This is a genomic window from Bradyrhizobium sp. LB8.2, assembly GCF_040548035.1.
Lineage (GTDB): Bacteria > Pseudomonadota > Alphaproteobacteria > Rhizobiales > Xanthobacteraceae > Bradyrhizobium.
In genome coordinates this window covers 1-22,426 of the sequence record NZ_JBEPQV010000029.1, presented here as the reverse complement: position 1 = coordinate 22,426, position 22,426 = coordinate 1, and the positions used below count along the sequence as shown (strand labels likewise).

24 protein-coding genes are annotated in these 22,426 nt (G+C 64.0%); 12 read left to right on the top strand and 12 right to left on the bottom strand.

The genetic code is table 11. The features are described from left to right. Positions 1-52: 52 nt before the first annotated feature. Together ABIB06_RS28795 and ABIB06_RS28790 are read left to right on the top strand one after the other, a co-directional pair. Positions 53-397, top strand: coding sequence for a hypothetical protein (locus tag ABIB06_RS28795; protein WP_247447218.1), 345 nt, complete (start codon positions 53-55; stop codon positions 395-397). Then, complete coding sequence (locus tag ABIB06_RS28790) at positions 342-887, top strand: hypothetical protein (RefSeq protein WP_354047865.1); 546 nt, start codon at positions 342-344, stop codon at positions 885-887. Before ABIB06_RS28795 ends, ABIB06_RS28790 begins: the two co-directional genes overlap by 56 nt. Before the next feature lie 51 nt (positions 888-938). Here ABIB06_RS28790 and ABIB06_RS28785 read toward each other — a convergent pair whose 3' ends face one another. Beyond that, on the bottom strand, positions 939-1,337 hold the full coding sequence (locus tag ABIB06_RS28785) for a RidA family protein (RefSeq protein WP_354047867.1): 399 nt from the start codon (positions 1,335-1,337) through the stop codon (positions 939-941). A 151-nt stretch (positions 1,338-1,488) separates the two neighbouring features. On the opposite strand from ABIB06_RS28785, the gene ABIB06_RS28780 reads away from it, so the two are divergent. Both ABIB06_RS28780 and ABIB06_RS28775 read left to right on the top strand, forming a co-directional pair. Then, complete coding sequence (locus ABIB06_RS28780) at positions 1,489-2,364, top strand: DMT family transporter (RefSeq protein ID WP_247343393.1); 876 nt, start codon at positions 1,489-1,491, stop codon at positions 2,362-2,364. 194 nt (positions 2,365-2,558) lie between these two features. Further along, entirely contained in the window at positions 2,559-3,977 is a 1,419-nt protein-coding gene (locus tag ABIB06_RS28775; RefSeq protein WP_354069834.1) for a caspase family protein, read from the top strand. A gap of 78 nt (positions 3,978-4,055) precedes the next feature. Here the strand turns inward: ABIB06_RS28775 and ABIB06_RS28770 are convergent, their stop codons facing one another. Continuing rightward, complete coding sequence (locus tag ABIB06_RS28770; protein WP_354047869.1) at positions 4,056-4,298, bottom strand: BrnA antitoxin family protein; 243 nt, start codon at positions 4,296-4,298, stop codon at positions 4,056-4,058. Between the two features lie 3 nt (positions 4,299-4,301). Then, positions 4,302-5,279 (bottom strand): cysteine synthase A, encoded by a 978-nt coding sequence (gene cysK, locus ABIB06_RS28765; RefSeq protein WP_354047871.1) that lies wholly within the window; start codon positions 5,277-5,279, stop codon positions 4,302-4,304. Between the two features lie 224 nt (positions 5,280-5,503). On the opposite strand from cysK, the gene ABIB06_RS28760 reads away from it, so the two are divergent. Beyond that, entirely contained in the window at positions 5,504-5,722 is a 219-nt protein-coding gene (locus ABIB06_RS28760) for a hypothetical protein (RefSeq protein WP_354047873.1), read from the top strand. Positions 5,723-5,737: 15 nt separating this feature from the next. Here the strand turns inward: ABIB06_RS28760 and tgt are convergent, their stop codons facing one another. Continuing rightward, positions 5,738-6,886, bottom strand: a complete 1,149-nt coding sequence (gene tgt / locus ABIB06_RS28755; RefSeq protein ID WP_354047875.1) for a tRNA guanosine(34) transglycosylase Tgt — start codon at positions 6,884-6,886, stop codon at positions 5,738-5,740. 256 nt (positions 6,887-7,142) lie between these two features. On the opposite strand from tgt, the gene ABIB06_RS28750 reads away from it, so the two are divergent. Both ABIB06_RS28750 and ABIB06_RS28745 read left to right on the top strand, forming a co-directional pair. Next, entirely contained in the window at positions 7,143-8,300 is a 1,158-nt protein-coding gene (locus ABIB06_RS28750; RefSeq protein WP_354047877.1) for a patatin-like phospholipase family protein, read from the top strand. A 135-nt stretch (positions 8,301-8,435) separates the two neighbouring features. Next, positions 8,436-9,182: a TetR/AcrR family transcriptional regulator gene (locus tag ABIB06_RS28745; RefSeq protein WP_354047879.1), complete on the top strand. Its 747-nt coding sequence runs from the start codon at positions 8,436-8,438 to the stop codon at positions 9,180-9,182. A gap of 82 nt (positions 9,183-9,264) precedes the next feature. Here ABIB06_RS28745 and ABIB06_RS28740 read toward each other — a convergent pair whose 3' ends face one another. After that, the gene (locus tag ABIB06_RS28740) at positions 9,265-9,435 is read right to left on the bottom strand and encodes a hypothetical protein (protein ID WP_247446644.1); all 171 of its coding nucleotides are present in this window, start codon (positions 9,433-9,435) and stop codon (positions 9,265-9,267) included. Here ABIB06_RS28740 and ABIB06_RS28735 point away from each other — a divergent pair. Next, positions 9,434-10,036: a PepSY domain-containing protein gene (locus tag ABIB06_RS28735; RefSeq protein WP_354047881.1), complete on the top strand. Its 603-nt coding sequence runs from the start codon at positions 9,434-9,436 to the stop codon at positions 10,034-10,036. The genes ABIB06_RS28740 and ABIB06_RS28735 overlap by 2 nt on opposite strands. Before the next feature lie 220 nt (positions 10,037-10,256). After that, positions 10,257-11,294 carry an aspartate-semialdehyde dehydrogenase gene (locus tag ABIB06_RS28730; protein WP_354047883.1) on the top strand — a complete coding sequence of 346 codons (1,038 nt, stop codon included), beginning with the start codon at positions 10,257-10,259 and terminating at the stop codon, positions 11,292-11,294. A 43-nt stretch (positions 11,295-11,337) separates the two neighbouring features. Here the strand turns inward: ABIB06_RS28730 and queA are convergent, their stop codons facing one another. The 5 genes from queA to coaD form a co-directional block, all read right to left on the bottom strand. After that, positions 11,338-12,411, bottom strand: a complete 1,074-nt coding sequence (gene queA / locus ABIB06_RS28725; RefSeq protein WP_354047885.1) for a tRNA preQ1(34) S-adenosylmethionine ribosyltransferase-isomerase QueA — start codon at positions 12,409-12,411, stop codon at positions 11,338-11,340. A 140-nt stretch (positions 12,412-12,551) separates the two neighbouring features. Next, positions 12,552-13,016: a peptidylprolyl isomerase gene (locus ABIB06_RS28720; RefSeq protein ID WP_354047887.1), complete on the bottom strand. Its 465-nt coding sequence runs from the start codon at positions 13,014-13,016 to the stop codon at positions 12,552-12,554. Next, the gene (locus ABIB06_RS28715) at positions 13,013-13,423 is read right to left on the bottom strand and encodes a UCP034077 family protein (protein ID WP_354047889.1); all 411 of its coding nucleotides are present in this window, start codon (positions 13,421-13,423) and stop codon (positions 13,013-13,015) included. The genes ABIB06_RS28720 and ABIB06_RS28715 overlap by 4 nt, the downstream gene beginning before the upstream one ends. 8 nt (positions 13,424-13,431) lie before the next feature. After that, complete coding sequence (locus ABIB06_RS28710; protein ID WP_279663703.1) at positions 13,432-13,995, bottom strand: peptidylprolyl isomerase; 564 nt, start codon at positions 13,993-13,995, stop codon at positions 13,432-13,434. 40 nt (positions 13,996-14,035) lie between these two features. Next, positions 14,036-14,530 carry a pantetheine-phosphate adenylyltransferase gene (coaD, locus tag ABIB06_RS28705; protein ID WP_354047891.1) on the bottom strand — a complete coding sequence of 165 codons (495 nt, stop codon included), beginning with the start codon at positions 14,528-14,530 and terminating at the stop codon, positions 14,036-14,038. Between the two features lie 271 nt (positions 14,531-14,801). Here coaD and ABIB06_RS28700 point away from each other — a divergent pair, with 271 nt between their 5' ends. Both ABIB06_RS28700 and ABIB06_RS28695 read left to right on the top strand, forming a co-directional pair. Continuing rightward, positions 14,802-15,059, top strand: coding sequence for a hypothetical protein (locus tag ABIB06_RS28700; RefSeq protein WP_247343440.1), 258 nt, complete (start codon positions 14,802-14,804; stop codon positions 15,057-15,059). 220 nt (positions 15,060-15,279) lie between these two features. Continuing rightward, positions 15,280-17,133, top strand: a complete 1,854-nt coding sequence (locus ABIB06_RS28695; protein ID WP_354048043.1) for a potassium transporter Kup — start codon at positions 15,280-15,282, stop codon at positions 17,131-17,133. Between the two features lie 127 nt (positions 17,134-17,260). Here the strand turns inward: ABIB06_RS28695 and gyrA are convergent, their stop codons facing one another. Both gyrA and ABIB06_RS28685 read right to left on the bottom strand, forming a co-directional pair. Beyond that, positions 17,261-19,993: a DNA gyrase subunit A gene (gyrA, locus tag ABIB06_RS28690; protein ID WP_354047893.1), complete on the bottom strand. Its 2,733-nt coding sequence runs from the start codon at positions 19,991-19,993 to the stop codon at positions 17,261-17,263. A 386-nt stretch (positions 19,994-20,379) separates the two neighbouring features. Then, on the bottom strand, positions 20,380-20,877 hold the full coding sequence (locus ABIB06_RS28685) for a single-stranded DNA-binding protein (protein ID WP_354070314.1): 498 nt from the start codon (positions 20,875-20,877) through the stop codon (positions 20,380-20,382). Between the two features lie 446 nt (positions 20,878-21,323). Between ABIB06_RS28685 and ABIB06_RS28680 the strand changes: the two genes are divergently transcribed. Further along, positions 21,324-22,106: an outer membrane protein gene (locus ABIB06_RS28680; protein ID WP_247446636.1), complete on the top strand. Its 783-nt coding sequence runs from the start codon at positions 21,324-21,326 to the stop codon at positions 22,104-22,106. Positions 22,107-22,426 lie beyond the last annotated feature (320 nt).

Genomic DNA, 22,426 nt, shown 5'->3' with positions numbered 1-22,426 from the left:
CATTTGGTCCCAATAAGCGTCAGTATATCAGACAGATTCAAGGACCAAATTCATGCGTTTTGCTCGCATTGCGGCGTTCTGTGCCGCCTCAGTTATCACCCTCGCCGCGCCCGCTTTCGCCCAGACCCCCTATGACGGCAACTGGCAGGTCACCATCGTCACCAAGAGCGGTTCCTGCGAGCCGACCGCAAGCTCGTTGCTGACGGTTGCCGACGGCAGGATCAGCGCCCCCGGCGCTAACGTTTCCGGCACCATCGGCCGGGAGGGTCTTGTGAAAGTTTCGATCAATGGCGCATATGCCAACGGTCAACTCAGCGGCAACGCCGGATCGGGAAAGTGGAATGGAGCATCTGCAGGCATACCGTGCAGCGGGCGATGGCAAGCATCGCGCCAATAAGCAATTCGGGACCACCGGCCTAAGCCGGCGGCTTCTGATCGCGGCCGCCGTTTTATTTGCGGCAGGCATTGCGATCTCTGAGAGCAAGGCGCAGTCCGGCCCGTTCGCCCCGCTTGCGGGCAGCTGGAGTGGCTCCGGCACGGTCACCCTGGATGACGGCTCGAGCGAGCGGATTCGCTGCCGGGCCAAATACATCCCGATCGGACCGACGATGGAGATGGCGCTGACCTGTGCCAGCGACGCCTACAAGTTCAACCTCGGCGCCAGCGTCAGGGCTGAAGGCAGCGCCATCGCCGGCAGCTGGTCCGAGGCCAGCCGCAACATCTCTGGCTCGCTTTCGGGCCGCGGCGCCGGAGGAAACTACGAGTTGGTCGCCTCCGCCGCCGGCTTCAACGCCAACATCTCGCTGAAGACGATCGGCAACAAGCAAATCGTCACGATGCGCGCCGACAGCCAGTTCCGCGGCGCCAACATCTCGCTGACGCGCTAAGCCGATACAAGCAAATTACAATCGACCCGGCGACCTCGCCGGGTCGTTTTTTTATGCGTTCGGCACGAACGCCGTGACCTCGATCTCGACCTTGGCCCGGTCGTCCACGAGACCGCCGATGTAGAGCAAGGTCGAGGGCGGGAAATTGCGCCCCAGCGTTTCCTTCCAGGCCGCGCCGATGCCGGCCCCGGCTGCCTCATATTCGCTGCGGCTGGTCAGGTACCAAGTCAGGCGGACGATGTGCTCGGGGCCGGCGCCGGCCTCGCCCAGGAGCTTGATGATCCGCTTCAGCGCGGCCCCGACCTGCGCCGCCATGTCAGGCGCGTAATTGCCGGTCTCGTCGCCGCCGGTCTGCCCGGCCAGCACCACCCAGCGGCCCGGCCCCTCGGCCACGACACCATGGGAAAAGCCGCGCGGTTTTTTCCACTCGGCCGGCTGCAATATCTGCATGAGCGAAGCCCTTCCGTTTTTAGTCCTTGGTCGCTGATGCCTTAGCACGCCGCCCTGCATCGCTGCATCCGCAGATTTGGCCGTTGCAAACGGCGGCGATGTCGCCGATACCGGCCCTCCCTCAGGACCCTCGCCTCCCACACCAGCGCCGATGAACACGACACCGTCCAAAACGATGGCTGCCCTGTGGATGGCCGGCTGGCTGTCGCTGATGCTGGTCATGGCGGTGGCCGGGCGCGAGACCACGCGCGAGCTGAATGTTTTTCAAATCATGGAAGTGCGCTCGGTGATCGGGTTCACGCTCCTCCTGCCGATCATCTACCGGGCCGGAGGCTTCAAGGCGGTCGCGACCAAGCGCCTGCCCCAGCACCTCGCGCGCAACGGGGTCCATTATTTCGCACAGCTCGGCTGGTTCTACGCACTGACGCTGATCGGAATCGGCCAGGTGGTGGCAATTGAATTCACCATGCCGATCTGGACGGCGCTGCTGGCCGCAACTTTCCTGTCCGAACACATGAGCGTCTGGAAGATCGCCGCCATCGCGCTCGGCATCGTCGGCGTCGTCATGATCGTGCGGCCCGCCACCGGCGAGATCAATCCGGGCCAGTTGATCGCGCTGGGGGCCGCGATCGGCTTCAGCATCTCCATGATATTGGCGAAATCGCTGACCCGGACGGAGAGCGCATTGTCGATCCTGTTCTGGATGATTGTGGTGCAGTTTGTCGTGGGCCTGCTGCCGACGCTCTATGTCTGGACCTGGCCGTCGGCCTCGCTGTGGGGCTGGCTCTTCGTCATCGGCGTGTGCGGCACTTTTTCGCACTACTGCCTCGCCAGCGCGCTCAGGTACGCAGATGCGACCATCGTGGTGCCGATGGACTTTTTGCGGGTTCCACTCACGGCAACCGTCGGCTGGCTGCTCTATTCGGAGCGGCTCGATGCCTGGACCGTATTCGGCGCGGCGCTGATCCTGTGCGGTAATCTCCTGAATTTGAAGCCGGCTTCAGCAGTTCCCGCCCGCGCGCAGTGAACCTCGCCCGGCCTCGCGCGACAAAACAAAGTGGCCGTGTGATTTGGATCACGTTGGACGGGCATTCGCTCATGCAACAGTCCGCCGCCAAGCAACGGGTGACGGTCGTTTTGCTTGCACGGAGCCGGGCGATTTCGTGTAGGTTTGCTGCCAATTTGTTGCTGCCTGCAATTCGATTCTGTTGGGGATTTCAGATGCGCACTCTCACCCTCCTCGCTTCGCTGATGTGCATGGCGTTGTCGGTCAGCGCCGCGAAGGCCGACCGCCGTGTTGCCTTCGTCGTCGGCAACGGCACCTACAAGAACGTCGCGCAATTGCCGAACCCGCCGATCGACGCCAAGGCGATGGCGGCGACGCTGCGCAATGTCGGCTTCGATGTGATCGAAGGTTCGAACCTCACCCGCGACCAGATGACGGAGAAGCTGCTGGACTTCGGCCGCAAGGCGCAGGGCTCCGATGTCGCAGTGTTCTATTATGCCGGTCACGGCATCGCGGTCGGCGGCTCCAACTATCTCCTGCCGGTTGACGCCGACATCAAATCGGAGATGGACGTCAAGCTCGGTGCCGCCATCAACATCGACCTGACGCTGGAGCAGACCATGGGCGACGCCAAGGTCAAGCTCGTCTTCCTCGATGCCTGCCGCGACAATCCGTTCGCTGCCAAGATCAAGTCGAACTCCGCGACCCGCAGCGTCAACGTGCAGAGCGGTCTTGCCGAGATGAAGTCCGGCGAAGGCACGCTGATCGCGTTCGCCACCGGCCCGGGCCAGACCGCGCTCGACGGCCAGGAGGGCAACAACAGCCCGTTCACCCGTGCGCTGATCGACAACATCACCAAGCCTGGTATCGAGATCCAGCAGGCGATGACGTCGGTGCGCGCCCAGGTCAACGAGGAGACCCACAAGGGTCAGCTGCCCTGGGGCCACACCAATCTGATTGGCGCAGTGTATCTCAACCAGGCGCCCACGACCCAGGTTGCCAATGCGGCACCGACGGCGGCTGGCGTCGTGCCTGCGGCGACCGGCGGCAATTCGGACGGTGTCGAGCTCGAATACTGGCGCTCGGTCAAGGAGAGCAACAAGCCGGAAGAACTCAACGCCTACCTCTCCGCCTACCCAAACGGCCAGTTCAAGGCGCTGGCGCTGGCGCGGCTCGCCGCGATCAAGAGCGGCCCGTCGACGACGACCCGTAACCTGAACGCCGGTGTCGATCCCGCGACCTTCACCGACGACGCCAGCCAGCTGACCGAGGACCAGATCGGCCTCGACAAAGGTCAGCGCCGCGACGTGCAGCGCCGCCTGACGGGGCTCGGCTTCGACATCAAGGTCACCGGTGCCTTCAGCGACGACACCCGTACGGTGCTCAAGCGCTGGCAGGCGGCACGTGGCTATCCGTCGACCGGCTATCTCAACAAGCTCCAGCACAAGGCCCTGCTGTCCGAGATCGTGGCCACCACGCCGACGGCGAGCGACGAAAGCGCGAAACCAGCCCGGCGCGCCAGCGCCCCTGCCCCGAGCGCACCGGCCCAGCATCGCAGCGGCGGCGGCGATCCCGGCGCGGCCTTCGTCGGCGGTGTCGTCGGCGGCATGATGGGCGGCATGTTCCGCCGCTGAGGCGAGGACCCGATCGCAAGCACAAAAGCCCGGTTCGCGCCGGGCTTTTTCGTTGCGAGTCCCTCAGCCAGCTGGCGCCTACTTCCCAGCGGCTTTCCGCAACGCGTCGTTGATGCGGTCCTGCCAGCCGGGTCCACCTGCCTGGAAATGCTCCAGCAGGTCCTGATCGATCCGCAGCGTGACCTGCTCCTTGACCCCCGGTGCTACGTTCTGCTTCGGCGGCGCCACTGCGACCTTGGTCGTCACCTTCTTGAACGCCGCCTCGGCCTCGGTCCTGGCATCGCCGAGCGTGCGCGGCCGCCTCGGTGGTTGATCAGCCATGTCCTAGATTCCCTCAAACAGTGCCGTCGAAAGATACCGCTCGGAGAAGGACGGCACTATAGCCAGGATGGTTTTTCCCGCAGCTTCCGGCCGCTTGCCGATCTGTAGCGCAGCCGCAATGGCAGCGCCGGAGGAGATGCCGCCAGGAATACCCTCATGCCGCGCCAGCGCGCGGGAGGCCTCGATCGCCGTCGTCGAGTTGATCTTGACGATCTCGTCGATCACAGAACGGTCGAGGATGTCGGGCACGAAGCCGGCGCCGATACCCTGGATCTTGTGCGCCGTGTGCTGGCCGCCCGACAGTACCGGACTTTCCTCGGGCTCGACCGCGACCACCCGCAGCGAGGGCTTGCGCGGCTTGAGCACCTGGCCGACGCCGGTGATGGTGCCGCCGGTGCCGACGCCAGCGACGAAGAAATCGATATTGCCGCCGGTGTCGTTCCATATCTCCTCCGCGGTGGTACGGCGATGCACCTCGGGATTGGCGAGATTCTTGAACTGCTGCGGCATCACCGAATTCGGCGTCGTCTTCAACAGCTCTTCGGCCGTCGCGATCGCGCCCTTCATGCCCTGCGCCGCCGGTGTCAGCACGAGCTCAGCGCCGAGAAAGGCCAGCATCTTGCGCCGTTCGATCGACATCGACTCCGGCATGACCAGCTTGAGCCTGTAGCCGCGCGACGCCGCGACGAAGGCCAGCGCGATGCCGGTATTGCCGGAGGTCGGCTCGATCAGCACGGTGTCGGGCTTGACGATGCCGGCCTTCTCCATGGCGATGATCATGGCCGCGCCGATGCGGTCCTTCACGCTGGCGGCCGGATTGAAGTATTCAAGTTTTGCCAAAATGGTCGCGTTGACGCCGTGCATGGCCGGCAGCCGTCGCAGGCGAACGACCGGCGTGTCGCCAAAAGCATCGACGATCGAGTCGTAGATCCGGCCGCGGCCGGGTTGGTGCGCTGCACCCGTGCTGGACGATGCGTCCATGATGAACTCCGTGTGACGACAATTTGCGCTTCTGTCGCGTCTCTTGCGCAGTTACAGACAGCCTGCGACGACAGGCAAGCGACATTGCGGCAACATGTTAAATACGCTGCATCGCAAAATCGCGTGAGCTTTAATTATCAGAAAACCAACGCATTTGTGTTGCGACCTCGTCAACTGATTCTGCTTATGTTAGACTTACGTCTCGAAGCAGGAAGGTCACCACGATGTCAGCAGTCGCTGAAGTGTTGTCGACCGTCACACACCACCGCTATCCGCGTTGTAGCGCGTTGCCTACCTGTCCCGTCTGCGCCGACTCCATGGTCGCAGCCGAAGCTTCAGCGTATGTGTCGGACCACGTGATCAGCTATCTCTGGACCTGCGACAATTGCGGCTATGGCTTCGTGACCAAGCACGCCGTCAAGCAACATTTCGTGTGCAACTGACCCTGTGCAGTCGAGCTAGCGCGGGGCGATGTCGCCCCTCGCCCAGTCCTCGCGCGTACGCTGATAGAATTCCTCGAACGTTCCCCGTGCGACCGCGTCCCTGATGCCCTGCATCAGGAACTGGTAATAAGCGACATTGATCTCGGACAGCAGCATCGCACCCAGCGTCTCGCCCGACTTGACGAGGTGGTGCAAATAGGCGCGCGCGTAGGTGCGCGCCGACGGCCACGAGCTCTCTTCGTCGAGCGGACGCGGATCGTCGGCATGGCGGGCGTTGCGCAAATTCACCTGGCCGAAGCGTGTGAACGCAACGCCATGCCGGCCATTGCGCGTCGGCATGACGCAATCGAACATGTCGATACCGCGCTTGACCGCCTGGAGCATGTCGTCCGGCGTACCGACGCCCATCAGATAGCGCGGCCGCTCCCTCGGCAGCAGCGGCGCGGTCTCGTCGATCATCGCCAGCATCACGGCCTGCGGCTCGCCGACGGCGAGGCCGCCGATCGCATAGCCGTGGAAACCGATCTCGATGAGGCCCTGCGCACTGGCATGGCGAAGCTGCGGTATGTCGCCGCCCTGCACGATGCCGAACAGCATGCAGCCCTCGGGCGCGCTCTCGAAGGCGCGCTTGCTCCGCTCGGCCCAGCGCAGCGACAATTGCATCGCGCGGTCGATGTCGGCGCGCTCGGCGGGCAGCCGCACGCATTCATCCATCTGCATGGCGATGTCGGAGCCGAGCAAACGCTGCACCTCGATCGAGCGCTCCGGCGACAACTCGACCTTGGCGCCATCGATATGCGAACGGAATGTGACGGCGTGCTCGCTGACCTTGCGCAAATCCGCCAGCGACATCACCTGGAAGCCGCCGGAATCCGTCAGCATCGGGCCGTTCCAGCCGGTGAATGTCTGCAAGCCGCCCAGCGCCGCGATCCGCTCCGCGCCGGGACGCAGCATCAGATGATAGGTGTTGCCGAGCACGATGTCGGCACCGGCCTCACGCACCTCGCGCCAGTGCATGCCCTTCATCGCGCCGGCGGTCCCGACCGGCATGAAGGCGGGCGTGCGCACCACACCGTGCGGCGTGGTCAGGCGGCCGGTGCGCGCGGCGCCATCGGTGGCGAGCAGTTCGAAATGATTGGGCAGACCGGTGTCAGGACGATTCATGAGGGTGCTTATTGCGTGTCGGAGCAGGCCGATCAACCCGCTCGGGCGTTGCTTGCGCCGGCTTGTGCATCAGACTGGGACACGCCGGGCACGGATATTTGGGACACGGATATTTGCACCCGCATCCCTTGTTAAACAAAACGATACAGTGTAGTTTTATCTGGGGTTGGACGAGCTGCCGCGGCGATGTTGCCGGCGGCGGTAGATGCGTGATCGCCAGCCACCGACAATGCCCTTCCCTTCAAGTTCGACTGAGATGTCCGGCCCCTCGCTTGGCTGGACGAGGCAGACAGGCGCCCGCCTGATCGGATTCCTGGTCCTGACGTGCAGCCTGGCGCTCGGCGCCTGCACCTCCCTGCCCCGCACGCCCTATACCGCCGCTGAAGCCAGCACCTCGCGGGTGCTCGATATCGACGGCCTCCGGCGCTACGCCGACGAACCCATCACGAAATTCAGCTTCGAGAAGGACACCGGCACCGCGACGAAGTCCTACCTGGCTCTGTCTGGCGGCGGCGCCGATGGCGCCTACGGCGTCGGCGTGCTCAACGGCTGGACTGCGGCCAGAACCCGTCCCGCCTTCTCGGTCGTCTCGGGTGTGAGCACCGGCGGCCTGATTGCGCCCTTTGCGTATCTCGGCCCGCAATATGACGACACGCTCAAGGAGGTCTACACCAGCGGTATCGCGGAGAGCCTGTTGAGCGATCCCAGCATCATGCGCGTGCTGTTCGGATCCGGCCTGTTCGGCAACACGCGGCTGCGCGAGCTCGTCGCACGCTATGTCGGGCCGGAGATCATGGCGCAGGTCGCACGCGAAAACGCCAAGGGCCGCAGGCTGCTGATCGTGACGACCGATCTCGACACCCAGCGCACCGCCATCTGGGACATGGGCAAGATCGCCGCAGTCGGCACGCCCGACGCGCTAAAGCTGTTTCGCGACGTGATGGCGGCCTCCGCCAGCATCCCCCTGGTGTTTCCGCCGATCATGATCGACGCCGAAGGCCAGGGCCGCCGGTTTCAGGAGATGCATGTCGACGGCGGCGTGACGGCCCCGGTGCTGACGCTGCCGGAAGCCCTGCTTTTCCAGGGCAGTCGCCTGCCCGGCACTGCGAAATTAGACATCTACATCCTCGTCAACAAGAAGATCGAACGCAACTTCGAGCTCGTCTCCAACAGCACCATCGACGTCGCCTCACGCAGCCTGTCGTCGATCACCCAGTCCCAGACCCGTTCGATCATCTTCTCGACCTATGATTTCGCCAAGCGCAACCGCCTGGGTTTCCATCTCTCCTACATCGCGCGCGACTATCCCGCGCCGGTCTCGGAAGGGTTCGACACCGCCTATATGCGGGCGCTGTATCAGTACGGATATGAGAAGGCGGCGGCTGGCCAGGCCTGGACTTCGACGCTTCCGTGAGGCCCTCACGGAGGAACGAGGTCGTACCGAGACCGTTGACGATACGACCAATTCGGCCAGATTGGCGATGACGCCCCGGCTGCTGCGCGTTATAGAGCAATGATCGATGTCAGGAACGCGCAGGAATCATCGGGCATGGGATTGACTGCGACCAAGACAAGACCGGCAGCGCCCCGGCGCGAGGTGCCGAAATCGCGTGGCGGCCGGCCGACCAAAAGTGCAGCGATCGAGCGGGATCAACGGCTGATCGAGGTCGCCACCCGCCTGTTCCTGGATCGCGGCTTTGACGCGACCTCGCTCGATGCGGTCGCGGAAGCAGCACGCGTCAGCAAACCCACGGTTTATTCCCGTTACGGCGACAAGCGCGGCCTGTTCGCGGCCGTGCTGAGGCGCGAAATCGCGCGCTGGCTTGCGCCGCTGTCGGCAGCCGCCGAGACGCAGATCAGCAGCGCCTCGGACATTTCGGTCGAGCAGCGGCTGGTCGCGATCGGGCGCGAGATGCTGACATTCACCTGCGGTCCCGACGCCGTCGCCTTCAGCCGCATGATGACGTCACAGGCCATCAACTTTCCCGATGTCGCCAAGCTCGGCAAAGAGGAAGGCTGGCTCAAGGCCGTCGCCACCACGGCGCGCTTCTTCGACCATCTGATGGCGCAAAGTGCGCTCGACGTCGACGACACCACCATCGCGGCCGAGGTGTTCCTCGACGTCGTGGTCGGTCACAATCATCGCCTGGCGACGTTTGGAACGCCGCCGGAGATGAAGGTCGCGGAAAAACGAATGCGCGCTGCGATCAAGCTGTTTTTGGCCGGTGCGCTCGGACCGGCGGACCGCGTCCAGAGCGCTGCCAAGAGCACGCAGCGGCGGCGTCCGTCCCGCTGACAATTCCGTGAGGTTGCGATCTTTTCCGAGTGGACCCGCGCCCGCGTCGTTGACCAAAACAAAACGATACGGTATGGTTTAATTATAGGGCGATGCGGATCGCTTTTTCACCAGCCCCAAAGAGATCCGCACCGCTTCGATCGCCGCGGCGGGTACAGCCCGTCACGACGCTCAGCGGCCGACCGATGCCCAAGGTCGGCCGCAAATTCTTTACGATCATCCGGCAGACTCGCTGGCCGAGGGTTTCGAGCATGACGACAGCCAAACCATGGACCTCGGGATTGCTTGCGATCGCCCTGTCCGCACTCCTCCTTGCAGCGCCGGCGCGGGCGATCGTGAGCACGGGCACGCCGACCGCGCTTCACGGCGAGACAGATGGTGACGCCGAGGCCGATCGCCAAGCGGTCAGCCGCGAGATCGAGCGCTTCCGCAGCTCGTCAATCTCGATCAGCCAGGCCATGGCGATTGCGGAATCCCGCCACGCCGGTGCCACCACGGCGGATGTGAGTTTCGACGGAGCCTCCGGCGTGCCGGTCTACCGGGTGAAGACCCTGCACAACGACCGGATCTGGCGCCACACCATCAATGCCGCGACCGGCGAACTCGTCGGCGGCGAAGCTGCCCTCCCCCTCGCCGAGCTCGATCTCGACGACCGCAGCAACCTCGCGGCGCTCGGTGCCATCAAGCACCGCCTTGCGGATGCCGTGCACGTCGCCGAACGTGCGGCCTCCGGCAAGGCGATCAGCGGCGGGCTGGTGCGCGAAGGCGGCCGGCTGAATTTTGCGATCGTCGTTATCAGTGGCGACAACCTCAAGGAGGTCATCCTCGAACCGCCGGGCGCCCGAACCAGATAGCGGCGGCCCCAATCCCGCCGAAAAACCATTGACGACCGCAAGACTCTCCCCCATAAGTCGCCGCCATGTTCACGACCACCAAACGCACGACTAAAACCACCACGGCCTTCGGGGCCCGGGGAGGCGTGCGCGTGTAGTCGTCGACTAGAACGCAATCCACTCTACCGAAGCCCCGCCCTCGTTGGTCCGGGGCTTTTTTGTTGTCTAAATTCTCAATTCAATGGAGGACAAAGTGAGTAACGATCCCGTCGTCGCGATTGTCGGCGTCACCGGTGCGGTGGGCGCCGAATTCATCGCCACCATGGACAAGCGCGGCTTTCGCGTCGGCAAGCTCAAGGCGTTGGCAAGCGCCCGCTCGGCCGGCAAGACGGTGTCGTTCCGCGGGCAAAAAATCCTCATCGAGGAGCTGACCGAGCGCGCCTTCGAAGGCGTCGACATCGCGCTGTTTTCCGCCGGCGGCAGCATCTCGAAGAAGTTCGCTCCCACCGCTGTCAAGGCAGGCGCCGTCGTGGTCGACAACTCCTCCGCCTTCCGCATGGACCCGAACGTGCCGCTGGTGATTCCGGAGGTCAACGGCAACCGCATCCGCGACCACAAGGGCATCATCGCCAACCCGAACTGTGCCGCAATCACCGCGCTGGTGCCGCTGTGGCCGATCCACCAGAGCAACCGCATCAAGCGCGTGATCATCTCGACCTACCAGGCCGCAAGCGGCGCCGGTGCCGCCGCGATGGAGGAGCTCGTCGTATCCACCCGCGCCAATCTCAACGGGCAGGCCTACACGCCCAAGGTGATGCCGCATCCCTACGCCTTCAACCTCTTCAACCACAACACGGCGATCGATCCTGACACCGGCTACAACGACGAAGAGACCAAGGTCATCAAGGAAACCCGCAAGATCTTCGAGGACGACAAGATCGCGATCGGCATCACCTGCGTGCGCGTGCCGGTCCTGCGGGCTCATTGCGAGGCCATCACCTTCGAATGCGAGAAGCCGATCAGCGAAGACCAGGTCCGCGCCATCATGGCGCAAGCGCCCGGCGTGAAGCTGGTCGACGACCGCGTGAAGAACTACTTCCCGATGCCGATCGACGCCTCGGGCCAGGACGACGTCCTGGTCGGCCGGATCCGCAAGGATCTCAGCGACCCCTCTGGGCATTCGATCTCGATGTTCGTGGCGGCGGATCAGCTGCTCAAGGGCGCCGCGTTGAACGCGGTGCAGATCGCGGAGCTGTTGCCGCAGCGGGTGATGGCGTAACGGGTACGTCGGGTGGGCACGGCGCTACGCGCCTTTGCCCACCTTACGGCTCTGCCCGAAACAACAAACACGCATCCCCATACGAATAGAACCGGTAGCCATTCGCGATCGCATGCGCATAGGCCTGCTGCATCGCCTCAAGCCCCGAAAATGCCGACACCAGCATGAACAGCGTCGACTTCGGCAGATGGAAATTGGTCAGCATGATATCGACGGCGCGGAAGCGATAGCCGGGGGTGATGAAGATCGACGTCTCGGCGGCGAACGGCTGAATGGCGCCATCCGCGCTGGCTGCGCTTTCGAGCAGCCGCAATGACGTGGTGCCGACCGCGATGATACGGCCACCATTGCTCTGCGCGGTGTTGAGATTTCCCGCCGTCTCGGCCGAGATCGTGCCCCACTCGGCATGCATCTTGTGGCCTTCGGTGTCGTCCACCTTCACCGGCAGGAACGTCCCTGCTCCGACATGCAGCGTGACGCGGTTGATGCCGACGCCGCGCGCGTGCAGCGCCTGCTCCAGCGCCGGCGTGAAATGCAGGCCTGCTGTCGGCGCGGCAACGGCGCCTTCATTCGCCGCGAACATGGTCTGGTAGTCGGCGAGGTCCTGATCATCCGGCGTGCGTTTGGAGGCGATGTAGGGCGGCAGCGGCGGGCTGCCGAGATCGGCGATGGCTTGATCCAGTATCGGGCCGTGGAACGAGAATGACAGCGTCACCTCGCCTTCGCTGCCCTTGGCCTCGACCTCGGCGTCGAGATGGCCGAGCAGGCAGACCTTGCCCTCATTGCCGAAGCGAATGCGGTCGCCGGGGGTGAGTTTCTTGGCGGGCTTCACCAGTGCCTGCCAGCGCGAACCGTCGACGCGCTTGATCAGCGTCGCCTCGATCTTCGGCTCGGTCTCGCGGCCGATGCGGCGGCCCTTCAATTGCGCCGCGATCACCTTGGTGTCGTTGACGACCAGCTGGTCGCCCGGCTTCAGCCATTGCGGCAGGTCGGCGATGACACGGTCGCGCAGCGTGCCGTGATCGACAACCAGCATCTTCGCGGAGTCGCGCGGGCTCGCCGGGCGCAATGCGATGCGCTCGGCGGGCAGGTCGAAATCGAAGAGATCGGTCCGCATGTCGGGTTCAGCGCCACATAGTCACTCCTCATCCTGAGGAGCGCGGAACGCGCGTCTCGAAGGATGAAGGCCCCGCTGCTGCAGCTTGGCCTTCATGGTTCGAGACGGCGCTACGCGCCTCCTCACCATGAGGGAAACGCCTACGCCGCGTCAGCGGCCATCCGCGCCTTGACGATCTTGTCGGGGTTCTGCACGGGCTCGCCGCGCTTGATCTTGTCGACGTTATCCATGCCCTCGGTGACCTTGCCCCACACCGTGTACTGGTTGTCGAGGAAGCGGGCGTCGTCGAACACGATGAAGAACTGGCTGTCGCCGGAGTCGGGGCTCGCTGCACGGGCCATCGAGGTGACGCCGCGCACATGCGGCTCCTTGCTGAACTCGGCCTTCAGCTTCTGGCCGGAGCCGCCGGTGCCGGTGCCCTGCGGGCAGCCGGTCTGCGCCATGAAGCCGTCGATCACGCGATGGAACACGATGCCGTCGTAGAAGCCTTCGCGCACGAGCTCCTTGATGCGCGCGACGTGGCCGGGCGCGAGGTCAGGCCGCATCTCGATGGTGACGGGGCCCTGGGTGGTCTCGAGGATCAGGGTGTTTTCGGTCGCACTCATGCTCGTCTCTCTTGGGTTGGGGGTGAAGTCTTCCGGTTGCGAAACTGGATCGCGAATGGACGCCCCGCAGCGGCGCCGGCCATCGCATCGGTAAATGGCATCGGCGTGCAGCGTTGCAATGCCTCCATCACCGCGACCCGGTATTGCAGCCGGTCATCGTCGGAGGCCTCCGCGGATTCATAGGTAATCCTCGGATGGCCCAGAATGTTTCCAGCCCGGTTAAAACTCACGACGACGGTGATGTCGATGGGACGGGCCTTGGCGACAGGCGGCGGCTTCCAGCAGGTGCGCAGATGCCGGAAGATGTCCTGGATGGTGTTGACCTCGGCGTCCCCGGCGGCCGCTCCGGAGACGCCGAGCAGCAGCACCGCGGCAACCAGCAGGAGCTTGCCAGCGCAGCGCGCCATCGTCTCTCCTACTTGATGTCGGAAGCGACCTGCACCTTCACCATCTTGTCGGGGTCGGTGACGGTGCCGCCGCTTGATCCGGGAGGCGCCTTCTTCAGCTTGTCGACGACGTCCATGCCCTGCACGACCTCGCCGATCACGGTGTACTGGTTGTCGAGGCTGCCGCCGTCCGCGAACATGATGAAGAATTGCGAGTTGGCAGTGTCGACGCTGTCGCCGCGCCGCGCCATCCCGACGATGCCGCGGGCAAAATGCACCTTGGAGAATTCCTGTTTCAGATTCGGATATTTCGAGCCGCCGGTGCCGTTGAATTTCTCGCCGTCGCCGGTCTGCGCCATGAAGCCGTCCATGACGCGGTGGAACGGCACGTTGTTGTAATAGCCCTCGCGCGCGAGCTGCTTGATGCGCTCGGCGTGCTGGGGCGCCAGATCCGTCCGCAGCTTGATGACGATGCGGCCCTTGGTGGTGTCGATGACGATGGCGTTGGCCTTGTCGAGGCCCGCCGGCAAGGCTTGCGCGAAGGCCGGCACCGCGAACAGAACCGCGGCAAGAACAGCGAGAATTCGGATCATGATAACTCCGGATCAGAGATGAGAGAGGAACGCGCCGTTATCAGGCGAATTTTGCCTTGAGCTGTGCTGCAACCAGCGGCGGGACGAAGGCCGAGACGTCCCCACCCATGGCGGCGATCTGGCGCACCAAAGTGGCGGTGATCGGGCGGACCATCGGAGAGGCCGGCAGGAAGACCGTATGCACCTCGGGCGCCATGGCCCCGTTCATGCCGGCGAGCTGCATCTCGTAGTCGAGGTCGGTGCCGTCGCGCAGGCCCCGAATCATGATGGTCGCACCGTGCTTGCGCGCCGAGACCACCGACAGATCGTCAAACGTCACAGCCTCGAGCACGCAGCCGGCCTGGGCCGCCACCGGCCCGCAGACGTCATGGAGCATCTTGAGCCGCTCCTCGGTCGAGAACAGCGGCTTCTTGCCGGGATGCACCCCGATTGCGACAACGAGCCTGTCGCACAGCGACACGCTGTGCCGGACCACGTCCAGATGGCCGTTGGTGATGGGGTCGAAGGAACCTGGGTAGTAGGCAATGCGCGGCATGGTCACGTCCTACCGCGCCCGGCCCTGGCCGGCAAGCCGGGCGGGTTCCCTGGCCATTTCCTGCCCATTTTCCGCAAAATGTCCCTCCGGCCATGTCGACGATGGCCGGTTTGTTTCGTCCTGAGGGCGGCCACGAAACCAAAGGACGCGCGAACGAAACCATTTCCCACAGCCGCGAAGACGTCCGGAAACTTGGTCATGGTTACCAATCCAGCCAACGAAATGACGGGCCGCACACTGGGCGTAGCGGCCACAGCACAGGGGACTGTCAATGATCAAGGCTCTTTCAGCGATCGCCATCTCTGCGTGTGTCGCTGCCGCTCTCACCCTCCTTCCCGGCTTCGCCCCGACCGTCGAGGCCAGCGTGCCGCAGCCGCTCGCCAAGAGCGACCGGCTCGATATCCGCGCCATCGGCAAGGACTGCTCGCAGCAGGCCTGGCCGAATTTCGAGGCCTCCTGCCTCCGCCAGGTCGGTACCAAAGCCAACATCCGCGAGGCTCGCCTCGTGACCGCCGACCGTACCCCGTAGTCGGGTCTGTCAGCTTCGCGTCACAAACCCCGATATAAAGCCCAAAGATGATATAAAGCCCAAAGATAATGAAGATGGATATTTGCGACGTCCCGTCGCAGACTGGCTGATGCTCGCGCCCGTCGGAATGGCCCGACGGGCGCGATCCCATCGGGGGTCGACCTTGTCCAGTACGCCCGCAGTCGCCTCCGGCCATCATCCTGCCCCTGTGCCGATCGCCATGACCATGGGGGCCCTCGGGGTGGTCTATGGCGATATCGGCACCAGTCCCCTCTATGCCCTGAAGGAAGCCGCCAAGGCCGCCGCCCACGGCGGCGCAGTGACCAACGATGCTGTTCTGGGCGTTGCCTCGCTGATCCTCTGGGCGCTGCTGCTCATCATCTCGCTGAAATATGCGCTGCTGATCCTGCGTGCCGACAACCGCGGCGAAGGCGGCATCGTCGCGCTGCTGGCGCTGCTGCACGCGCGCAACGCCCAACCCGGCACCTGGCGCGCCCATCTGCTGGTCGTCGGCCTCGTCGGCGCTGCGCTGCTCTACGGCGACGGCGCGATCACGCCCGCGATCTCAGTGCTCAGCGCCATCGAGGGCCTCAAGGTCGACGCCCCCTCGCTGGCGCCCGTCGTGGTGCCCGTCACCATCGTCATCCTGGTTGGCCTGTTCATAATGCAGAAGCAGGGCACCGGCTTCATTGGCCGCATCTTCGGACCGGTGATGCTGGCCTGGTTCTTCGTGCTGGCCGCGCTCGGCATCCACGGCATCGTCAAGGCGCCGGCGGTGCTGGCGGCGCTCAGCCCGCTCTATGCGTTCGAATTCCTGATCCACCAGGATTTCCATGTCTCGTTCGCGATCCTCGGCGCGGCCTTCCTCGCGGTGACCGGCGGCGAGGCCATGTATGCCGACATGGGGCATTTCGGCCGCCTGCCGATCCGGCTGGCCTGGTTCGCGATCTGCCTGCCCGCGCTGGTGCTGAACTATTTCGGCCAGGCCGCGCTCTTGATCACCGACCCCACGATGATCGAAAATCCGTTCTTCCAGCTCTGCCCCGACGCCCTGCACTATCCGCTGGTGGCGTTCTCGGCGGTTGCGACGGTGATCGCCTCGCAGGCGATCATCTCCGGCGTGTTCTCGCTGACCCAGCAGTCGATCCAGCTCGGCTTCCTTCCGCGCATGCAGATTCGCCACACCACGAGTGACGCGATCGGCCAGATCTACGTGCCCCTGGTGAACTGGCTGCTCGCCGCCGCAACGCTCGGCGCGGTCCTGAGCTTCGGCACCTCGGAGGGGCTCGCCGGCGCCTATGGCATCGCGGTGTCGCTCCTGATGGCGATCACCACGCTGCTCGCCGCCCTGGTCGCGATCCAGTGGGGCTATTCGCCGTGGCTGGTGCTGCCTGTGAACGGCTTCTTCTTCGTGATCGACCTGATCTTCTTCTCGGCCAACTCAATCAAGCTGTTCGAAGGCGGCTGGTTTCCGCTGCTGCTCGCGGCCCTCGTCGCCTTCCTGATGCTGACGTGGCGCGCCGGCGTGAAGCTGGTCGAGGCCGCGCGCGGAAAACTGCGCCAGCCCGAGGAGGATCTGATCGAGACGGCGGTCAACAAATGCAGCGCCCGACTGCCCGGGACGGCTGTGTTCCTGGCGTCGGCGCCGCGCGGCGTACCGCTGGCGCTGACCCAGTTCGTCAAGCACAACCACGTGCTGCACGAGCGTATCGTCCTCGTCACCGTGCTGATCGAGGAGCTTCCGCATATCACTGACGAGGACCGTACCGAGGTGATCGAGATCATCCCCGGCATCACCCGCGTCATCCTGCATTACGGCTTCATGCAGAACCCGACGATCTACGAAGGACTGACCCTCGCCTGCCGCCACGGCAAGCTGTCCGGCATCGACCTCTCCGACATCACCTATTATGTCGGGCGCGAGACCATCATCCCGCGCGAGGACGTCCCGGGCATGTGGGTCTGGAGAGAAACCCTGTTTGCCTTCCTCCAGCGCAACGCCGAACGCTCGGCCGCATTCTTCGGCGTGCCGACCAAGCAGGTGGTGGAGTTCGGGACGGAGCTGGAGATTTAGCGCGATCTAGTTGCCCCGATGGAGCGCAAGTGTAATCCGGGATTCCGAACGTTCGGCAACTTGCATTCCCGGATTGCGCCATCGGTCGGCGCTTCGCGCCGACCTCCTGCTCGATTCGGGCTACGCATCACTCCCCGTTTGCACCATTCCCGCTCTCGGCCTCTTCCGTAATGTGCTCGACCGAGACGACATGCTCGTCCTCGGCGGTGTCGAACACGATCACGCCCTGCGTTGAGCGGCCGGCCACGCGGATACCTTCGACCGGGCAGCGGATCAGCTGGCCCTTGTCGGTGACCAGCATGATCTGGTCAGCCTCTTCCACCGGGAAGGAGGCCACGAGGTTGCCGTTGCGGTTGTTGACGCTCATGGCGACGATGCCTTTGCCGCCGCGGCCCGTGGTGCGGTACTCGTAGGACGAGGTCCGCTTGCCGTAGCCATTAACGGAGACGGTCAGCACGACCTGCTCGGCCGCCGACAGCTCGACATAGCGCTCCTGGGCGAGCTGGTAGCTGCCCGAGGTCTCCTCGGCCTCGGCATCCACTGCTGCTTCCTCAGTCGCGGCTTCGCCGACGACTGCACGGCGCATCTTCAGGTACGCCGAGCGCTCGTCCGATGAGGTCTCGACATGGCGCAGAATCGCCAGCGAGATCACCTTGTCGCCCTCGCCAAGCGCAATGCCGCGCACGCCCATCGAGGTACGCCCGGTGAACACGCGCACGTCAGTGACGGGGAAGCGGATGCACTGGCCGCCGGCGCCGGTCAAAAGCACGTCGTCGTGCTCGGTGCAGATCTGCACGTCGACGATAGCTTCATTTTCGTCGAGCTTCATTGCGATGATGCCGGAGCGGCGGACGTCGACGAAGTCGGACAGCTTGTTGCGCCGGACGTTGCCGCCTGTCGTGGCGAACATCACGTCGAGGTTGCCCCAGGTGGACTCGTCCTCCGGCAGCGGCATGATGGTGGTGATGCGTTCGCCCTGCTCCAGCGGCAGGATGTTGATCAGCGCCTTGCCGCGCGCATTCGGCGCGGCCATCGGCAGGCGCCAGACCTTTATCTTGTAGACCTGGCCGCGCGAGGAGAAGAACAGCATGGGCGTGTGCGTGGAGGCCACGAACAGACGGCTGACGAAATCCTCGTCGCGGGTCTGCATGCCGGCGCGGCCCTTGCCGCCGCGGCGCTGCGCGCGATAGGCCGACAGCGGCACGCGCTTGACGTAGCCGGCGTGGGAGACGGTGACGACCATGTCCTCGCGCTGGATCAGGTCCTCGTCCTCGACCTCGCCTTCCTGCTCGATGATGACGGTGCGGCGCGGGGTGGCGAACTCGGCCTTCACTTCGGCGAGCTCGGTCTTGATGATGCCCAGCACGCGGTCGCGCGAGCGCAGGATGTCGAGATAGTCGGCGATCTCACCGGCGAGCTTATCGAGCTCCTCGCGGATTTCGTCACGGCCGAGTGCGGTGAGGCGCTGCAGGCGCAGGTCGAGAATGGCCCTCGCCTGCTCCATCGACAACCGGATCGTGCCGTTCTCACTGATGCGGTGGCGCGGATCGTCGATCAGCGTCAGCATGTCTTCGACGTCCCGGGCCGACCAGTCGCGCGACATCAGGGTGTCGCGGGCGGTGGTCGGGTCGGGCGAAGTCCGGATGACGCGGATCATTTCGTCGATATTGGCGACCGCGATCGCCAGACCGACCAGGATATGGGCGCGATCGCGCGCCTTGGCGAGCAGGAACTTGGTGCGCCGCGTGACGACCCGCTCACGGAAGTCGACGAAGATCGCCAGCAGGTCCTTCAGATGCATGATCCGCGGACGGCCGCTGTCGAGCGCCACCATGTTGACGCCGAAGCTCGTCTGCAGCGGGGTGAATCTGTACAGCTGATTCAGCACCACATCCGGCACGGCATCGCGCTTCAATTCGATGACGACGCGGTAGCCGTCGCGATCCGATTCATCGCGCAGGTCGCCGATGCCCTCGATCTTCTTTTCCTTCACCAGCTCGGCGATGCGCTCGACCATCGTCGCCTTGTTCACCTGGTAGGGAATCTCGGTGATGATGATCGCCTCGCGCTCCTTGCGGATGGTCTCGATCGCGACCTTGCCGCGCATCATGACCGAGCCGCGGCCGAGGTGATAGGCGGCACGGATGCCCTGCCGTCCGAGGATGACGCCGCCGGTCGGAAAATCCGGCCCCGGCACGATGTTGATGAGCTCGTCGATGGTGAGCGCGGGGTTGTCGATCAACGCGACGCAGGCGTCGATGACCTCGCCGAGATTGTGCGGCGGGATGTTGGTGGCCATGCCGACCGCGATGCCGCCGGCGCCGTTGACGAGCAAGTTCGGGAACTTGGCCGGCAGGACCGACGGCTCGGTCTCGTTGTTGTCGTAGTTCGGCTGGAAGTCGACGGTGTCCTTGTCGATGTCGGCCAGCAGAGCCAGCGCCACCTTCGTCAACCGGGCTTCCGTGTAACGATAGGCAGCCGGGGGATCGCCGTCGACCGAGCCGAAATTGCCCTGGCCGTCGATCAGCGGCACGCGCATGGAGAAGTTCTGCGCCATCCGGACCATGGCGTCGTAGATCGACTGGTCGCCATGCGGATGATATTTACCGATGACGTCGCCGACCACGCGGGCGGACTTGACGTACTTCTTGTCGGGCGTGTGCCCCTGCTCGTTCATCGAGTACAGGATGCGGCGATGCACCGGCTTGAGGCCGTCGCGGGCATCAGGCAGCGCCCGCGCCACGATCACGCTCATGGCGTAATCGAGATAGGACTTCTTCATCTCCTCGAAGATGGAGACAGGGCGAATATCCGAGGGTTGCGCCGGCTGGTCGCCGGGCTTGTCGTCGTCGTCAGCCAAGGGGAAATCCGGTGAGGTTTTATCTGGGAATCATATAGCGCATCGAGGCTCGGATAACCACCCTTGCGAGGCTTGGGCAAGCGCTTTTTCCGCCTATTTTTCCAATAACTTAAGCCCTTGCGAGCCATGTCTCGGACAGCCGCCACATCGACCTTGCGAAATCGCCTGGAACACCTGGAACACCTGGAAAACCGTGCGGCGAACGTGCCCGTCAGCGCGCCTGCCGAGACGCAAATCCGAGCTCAACCCAAACATGAAGCGGGCCCGGAAATCCCGAGCCCGTCCTGCCGATTAGCGAGATTTGCTGACACGACACGAGAAGCGCCGCCCCATCCGGCCGGCGCGTCGGCATCGTGCGATACGCCGCGTTCTTGGAACGGGATCGCTCAGAACGGGATATCGTCGTCCATGTCGTTGTTGCGGCCACCGCCGCCGGCGGCAACGGGGCGGCGCGGCGCGCTGCTGACCGGACCCGATGAGCCGAAATCGCCGCCCGGCTCGTCGCCGAAGCTGCCGGCTCCGCCGCCGCCGCTGCGACCGTCCAGCATCGTCAGCGTCGAGTTGAAGCCCTGAAGCACGACCTCGGTCGAGTACTTCTCGACGCCACTCTGGTCGGTCCATTTGCGGGTCTGGAGCGCACCCTCGATGTAAATCTTGGCGCCCTTCTTCAAATACTGCTCGGCGACCTTGCAGAGCCCTTCATTGAAGATCACGACGCGGTGCCACTCGGTCTTTTCCTTGCGCTCGCCGGTCGCCTTGTCGCGCCACGTCTCCGAGGTGGCGACGCTCAGATTGGCGATCGGCCGCCCGTCCTGGGTGCGGCGGATTTCAGGATCCTTGCCGAGATTTCCAACCAGAATAACCTTGTTGACGCTTCCCGCCATCGCCGCTCTCCACTCCGAATGCCACTGAATTTGAATGCCACTGAATTTCACGAGGCGGGGCCGCGCCCGCGGCCTCTGCCACCCTGCTGAGGACCCTATACGCTCGCAAGGGACGCTCAGCCCATGATCCCTCCGGTTATCCCCAAATATAGCATCTATTTGGATCTCGTTCCAGATTTGTTCCTGCAAACCCGGCATTCGGTCGCTCGCGGATGCTTTATCTGCAGAAGCGTTGGATGGAACCTTTGTAGGTTCCCGTCCGAAGAGCAGAACAACTTAACATTCAGCAAGTTATTGGCGCTTTCACCGCCTGCCATTGTTGCATCCGGGCGACGGACTCTGCCGTTCGATGGAGCTACCGTGGCCTCGGACTTAGTTCATATGGGCGTCACGCCTGATCAGCCGCTTCGGATCAACAAGAAGCGACGAACCTGGGGAGACTGGCAATGAATAAGCTTGTGTTTGGCGCAATCGGTGCCGTGGCGTTGGGCGTATCGGCTCCCGCAAGCGCGGCAGATCTGGCGGCGCGTCCCTACACCAAGGCTCCGGCGCCGATGGTTGCAACCATCTATGACTGGAGCGGCTTCTACATCGGCATCAACGGCGGCGGCGGGTCAAGCCACAAGTGCTGGGACTTCGTTACGCCGGTGACCGGTACATTGGTCGGCGAAGGCTGTCACAATGCGACAGGCGGCACAGTCGGCGGGCAGATCGGCTATCGCTGGCAGACGGCCAGTTGGGTGTTCGGCTTTGAAGGCCAGGGCAACTGGGCCGACTTCCGGGGCGACAACGTGAGCACACTGTTTCCGGGCACCGCTTTGGTGACCGGTGATCGCAACCGTTCTCGCATCGATTCTTTCGGGCTCATCACCGGTCAGGTCGGTTACGCCTGGAACAACGTGCTGCTCTACGTGAAGGGCGGCGGCGCCGTGGTCGGTGATAAGTACGACGTCTATGCCGCCGCAGGTACGCCCGGCGCGGGTACGTTGCTGGCTTCGGCGCGTGAAACTCGCTGGGGTGGGACGGTTGGAGCCGGCTTGGAGTTCGGCTTCGCACCAAACTGGTCGCTGGGCTTTGAGTACGACCACATCTTCCTTGGCAATCGCACGATCGGCTTCACAACGCCCGCGGGCGCAACATTCGGAAGCGACCGAATTAGCCAGGATGTCGATATGGGGCTTGTCCGCTTGAACTATCGCTGGGGCGGTCCGGTCCTCGCGAAGTACTGATCCAACTGACATCATTCAAGAACTCCAAGGCCGGCCTTCGCGCCGGCCTTTTCGTTTCCGTTCCCCGACGGGAATAACAGGTCAACAAGTGCTCCATTTTCAGGCTGCTGTGGCCGGCGGGACACACAACTTGCGGCTTTAGTGGTGTAAGAGTGACATCAGTTGGACGAGAGTGTCCGATGCCTTTCCCGAATAGGGAGGGCAACAGAAACTGGGGACTGGGATTAGGGTCTGTTGGGATTCAGGATTCTCATCGGGGCTTGGTTGTGATTCAAGCTTGGGATGGACCGATTCGTTTTGACTGACGCCCAATGGGCGAA

Bases quoted from the DNA above. Each gene is read 5' to 3' on its own strand.
- ABIB06_RS28795 (WP_247447218.1), top strand. From the start codon at position 53: ATGCGTTTTGCTCGCATTGCGGCGTTCTGTGCCGCCTCAGTTATCACC.
- ABIB06_RS28790 (WP_354047865.1), top strand. From the start codon at position 342: ATGGAGCATCTGCAGGCATACCGTGCAGCGGGCGATGGCAAGCATCGC.
- ABIB06_RS28785 (WP_354047867.1), bottom strand. From the start codon at position 1,337: ATGCAGATATTGCAGCCGGCCGAGTGGAAAAAACCGCGCGGCTTTTCC.
- ABIB06_RS28780 (WP_247343393.1), top strand. From the start codon at position 1,489: ATGAACACGACACCGTCCAAAACGATGGCTGCCCTGTGGATGGCCGGC.
- ABIB06_RS28775 (WP_354069834.1), top strand. From the start codon at position 2,559: ATGCGCACTCTCACCCTCCTCGCTTCGCTGATGTGCATGGCGTTGTCG.
- ABIB06_RS28770 (WP_354047869.1), bottom strand. From the start codon at position 4,298: ATGGCTGATCAACCACCGAGGCGGCCGCGCACGCTCGGCGATGCCAGG.
- cysK (WP_354047871.1), bottom strand. From the start codon at position 5,279: ATGGACGCATCGTCCAGCACGGGTGCAGCGCACCAACCCGGCCGCGGC.
- ABIB06_RS28760 (WP_354047873.1), top strand. From the start codon at position 5,504: ATGTCAGCAGTCGCTGAAGTGTTGTCGACCGTCACACACCACCGCTAT.
- tgt (WP_354047875.1), bottom strand. From the start codon at position 6,886: ATGAATCGTCCTGACACCGGTCTGCCCAATCATTTCGAACTGCTCGCC.
- ABIB06_RS28750 (WP_354047877.1), top strand. From the start codon at position 7,143: ATGTCCGGCCCCTCGCTTGGCTGGACGAGGCAGACAGGCGCCCGCCTG.
- ABIB06_RS28745 (WP_354047879.1), top strand. From the start codon at position 8,436: ATGGGATTGACTGCGACCAAGACAAGACCGGCAGCGCCCCGGCGCGAG.
- ABIB06_RS28735 (WP_354047881.1), top strand. From the start codon at position 9,434: ATGACGACAGCCAAACCATGGACCTCGGGATTGCTTGCGATCGCCCTG.
- ABIB06_RS28740 (WP_247446644.1), bottom strand. From the start codon at position 9,435: ATGCTCGAAACCCTCGGCCAGCGAGTCTGCCGGATGATCGTAAAGAAT.
- ABIB06_RS28730 (WP_354047883.1), top strand. From the start codon at position 10,257: ATGGAGGACAAAGTGAGTAACGATCCCGTCGTCGCGATTGTCGGCGTC.
- queA (WP_354047885.1), bottom strand. From the start codon at position 12,411: ATGCGGACCGATCTCTTCGATTTCGACCTGCCCGCCGAGCGCATCGCA.
- ABIB06_RS28720 (WP_354047887.1), bottom strand. From the start codon at position 13,016: ATGAGTGCGACCGAAAACACCCTGATCCTCGAGACCACCCAGGGCCCC.
- ABIB06_RS28715 (WP_354047889.1), bottom strand. From the start codon at position 13,423: ATGGCGCGCTGCGCTGGCAAGCTCCTGCTGGTTGCCGCGGTGCTGCTG.
- ABIB06_RS28710 (WP_279663703.1), bottom strand. From the start codon at position 13,995: ATGATCCGAATTCTCGCTGTTCTTGCCGCGGTTCTGTTCGCGGTGCCG.
- coaD (WP_354047891.1), bottom strand. From the start codon at position 14,530: ATGCCGCGCATTGCCTACTACCCAGGTTCCTTCGACCCCATCACCAAC.
- ABIB06_RS28700 (WP_247343440.1), top strand. From the start codon at position 14,802: ATGATCAAGGCTCTTTCAGCGATCGCCATCTCTGCGTGTGTCGCTGCC.
- ABIB06_RS28695 (WP_354048043.1), top strand. From the start codon at position 15,280: ATGACCATGGGGGCCCTCGGGGTGGTCTATGGCGATATCGGCACCAGT.
- ABIB06_RS28685 (WP_354070314.1), bottom strand. From the start codon at position 20,877: ATGGCGGGAAGCGTCAACAAGGTTATTCTGGTTGGAAATCTCGGCAAG.
- ABIB06_RS28680 (WP_247446636.1), top strand. From the start codon at position 21,324: ATGAATAAGCTTGTGTTTGGCGCAATCGGTGCCGTGGCGTTGGGCGTA.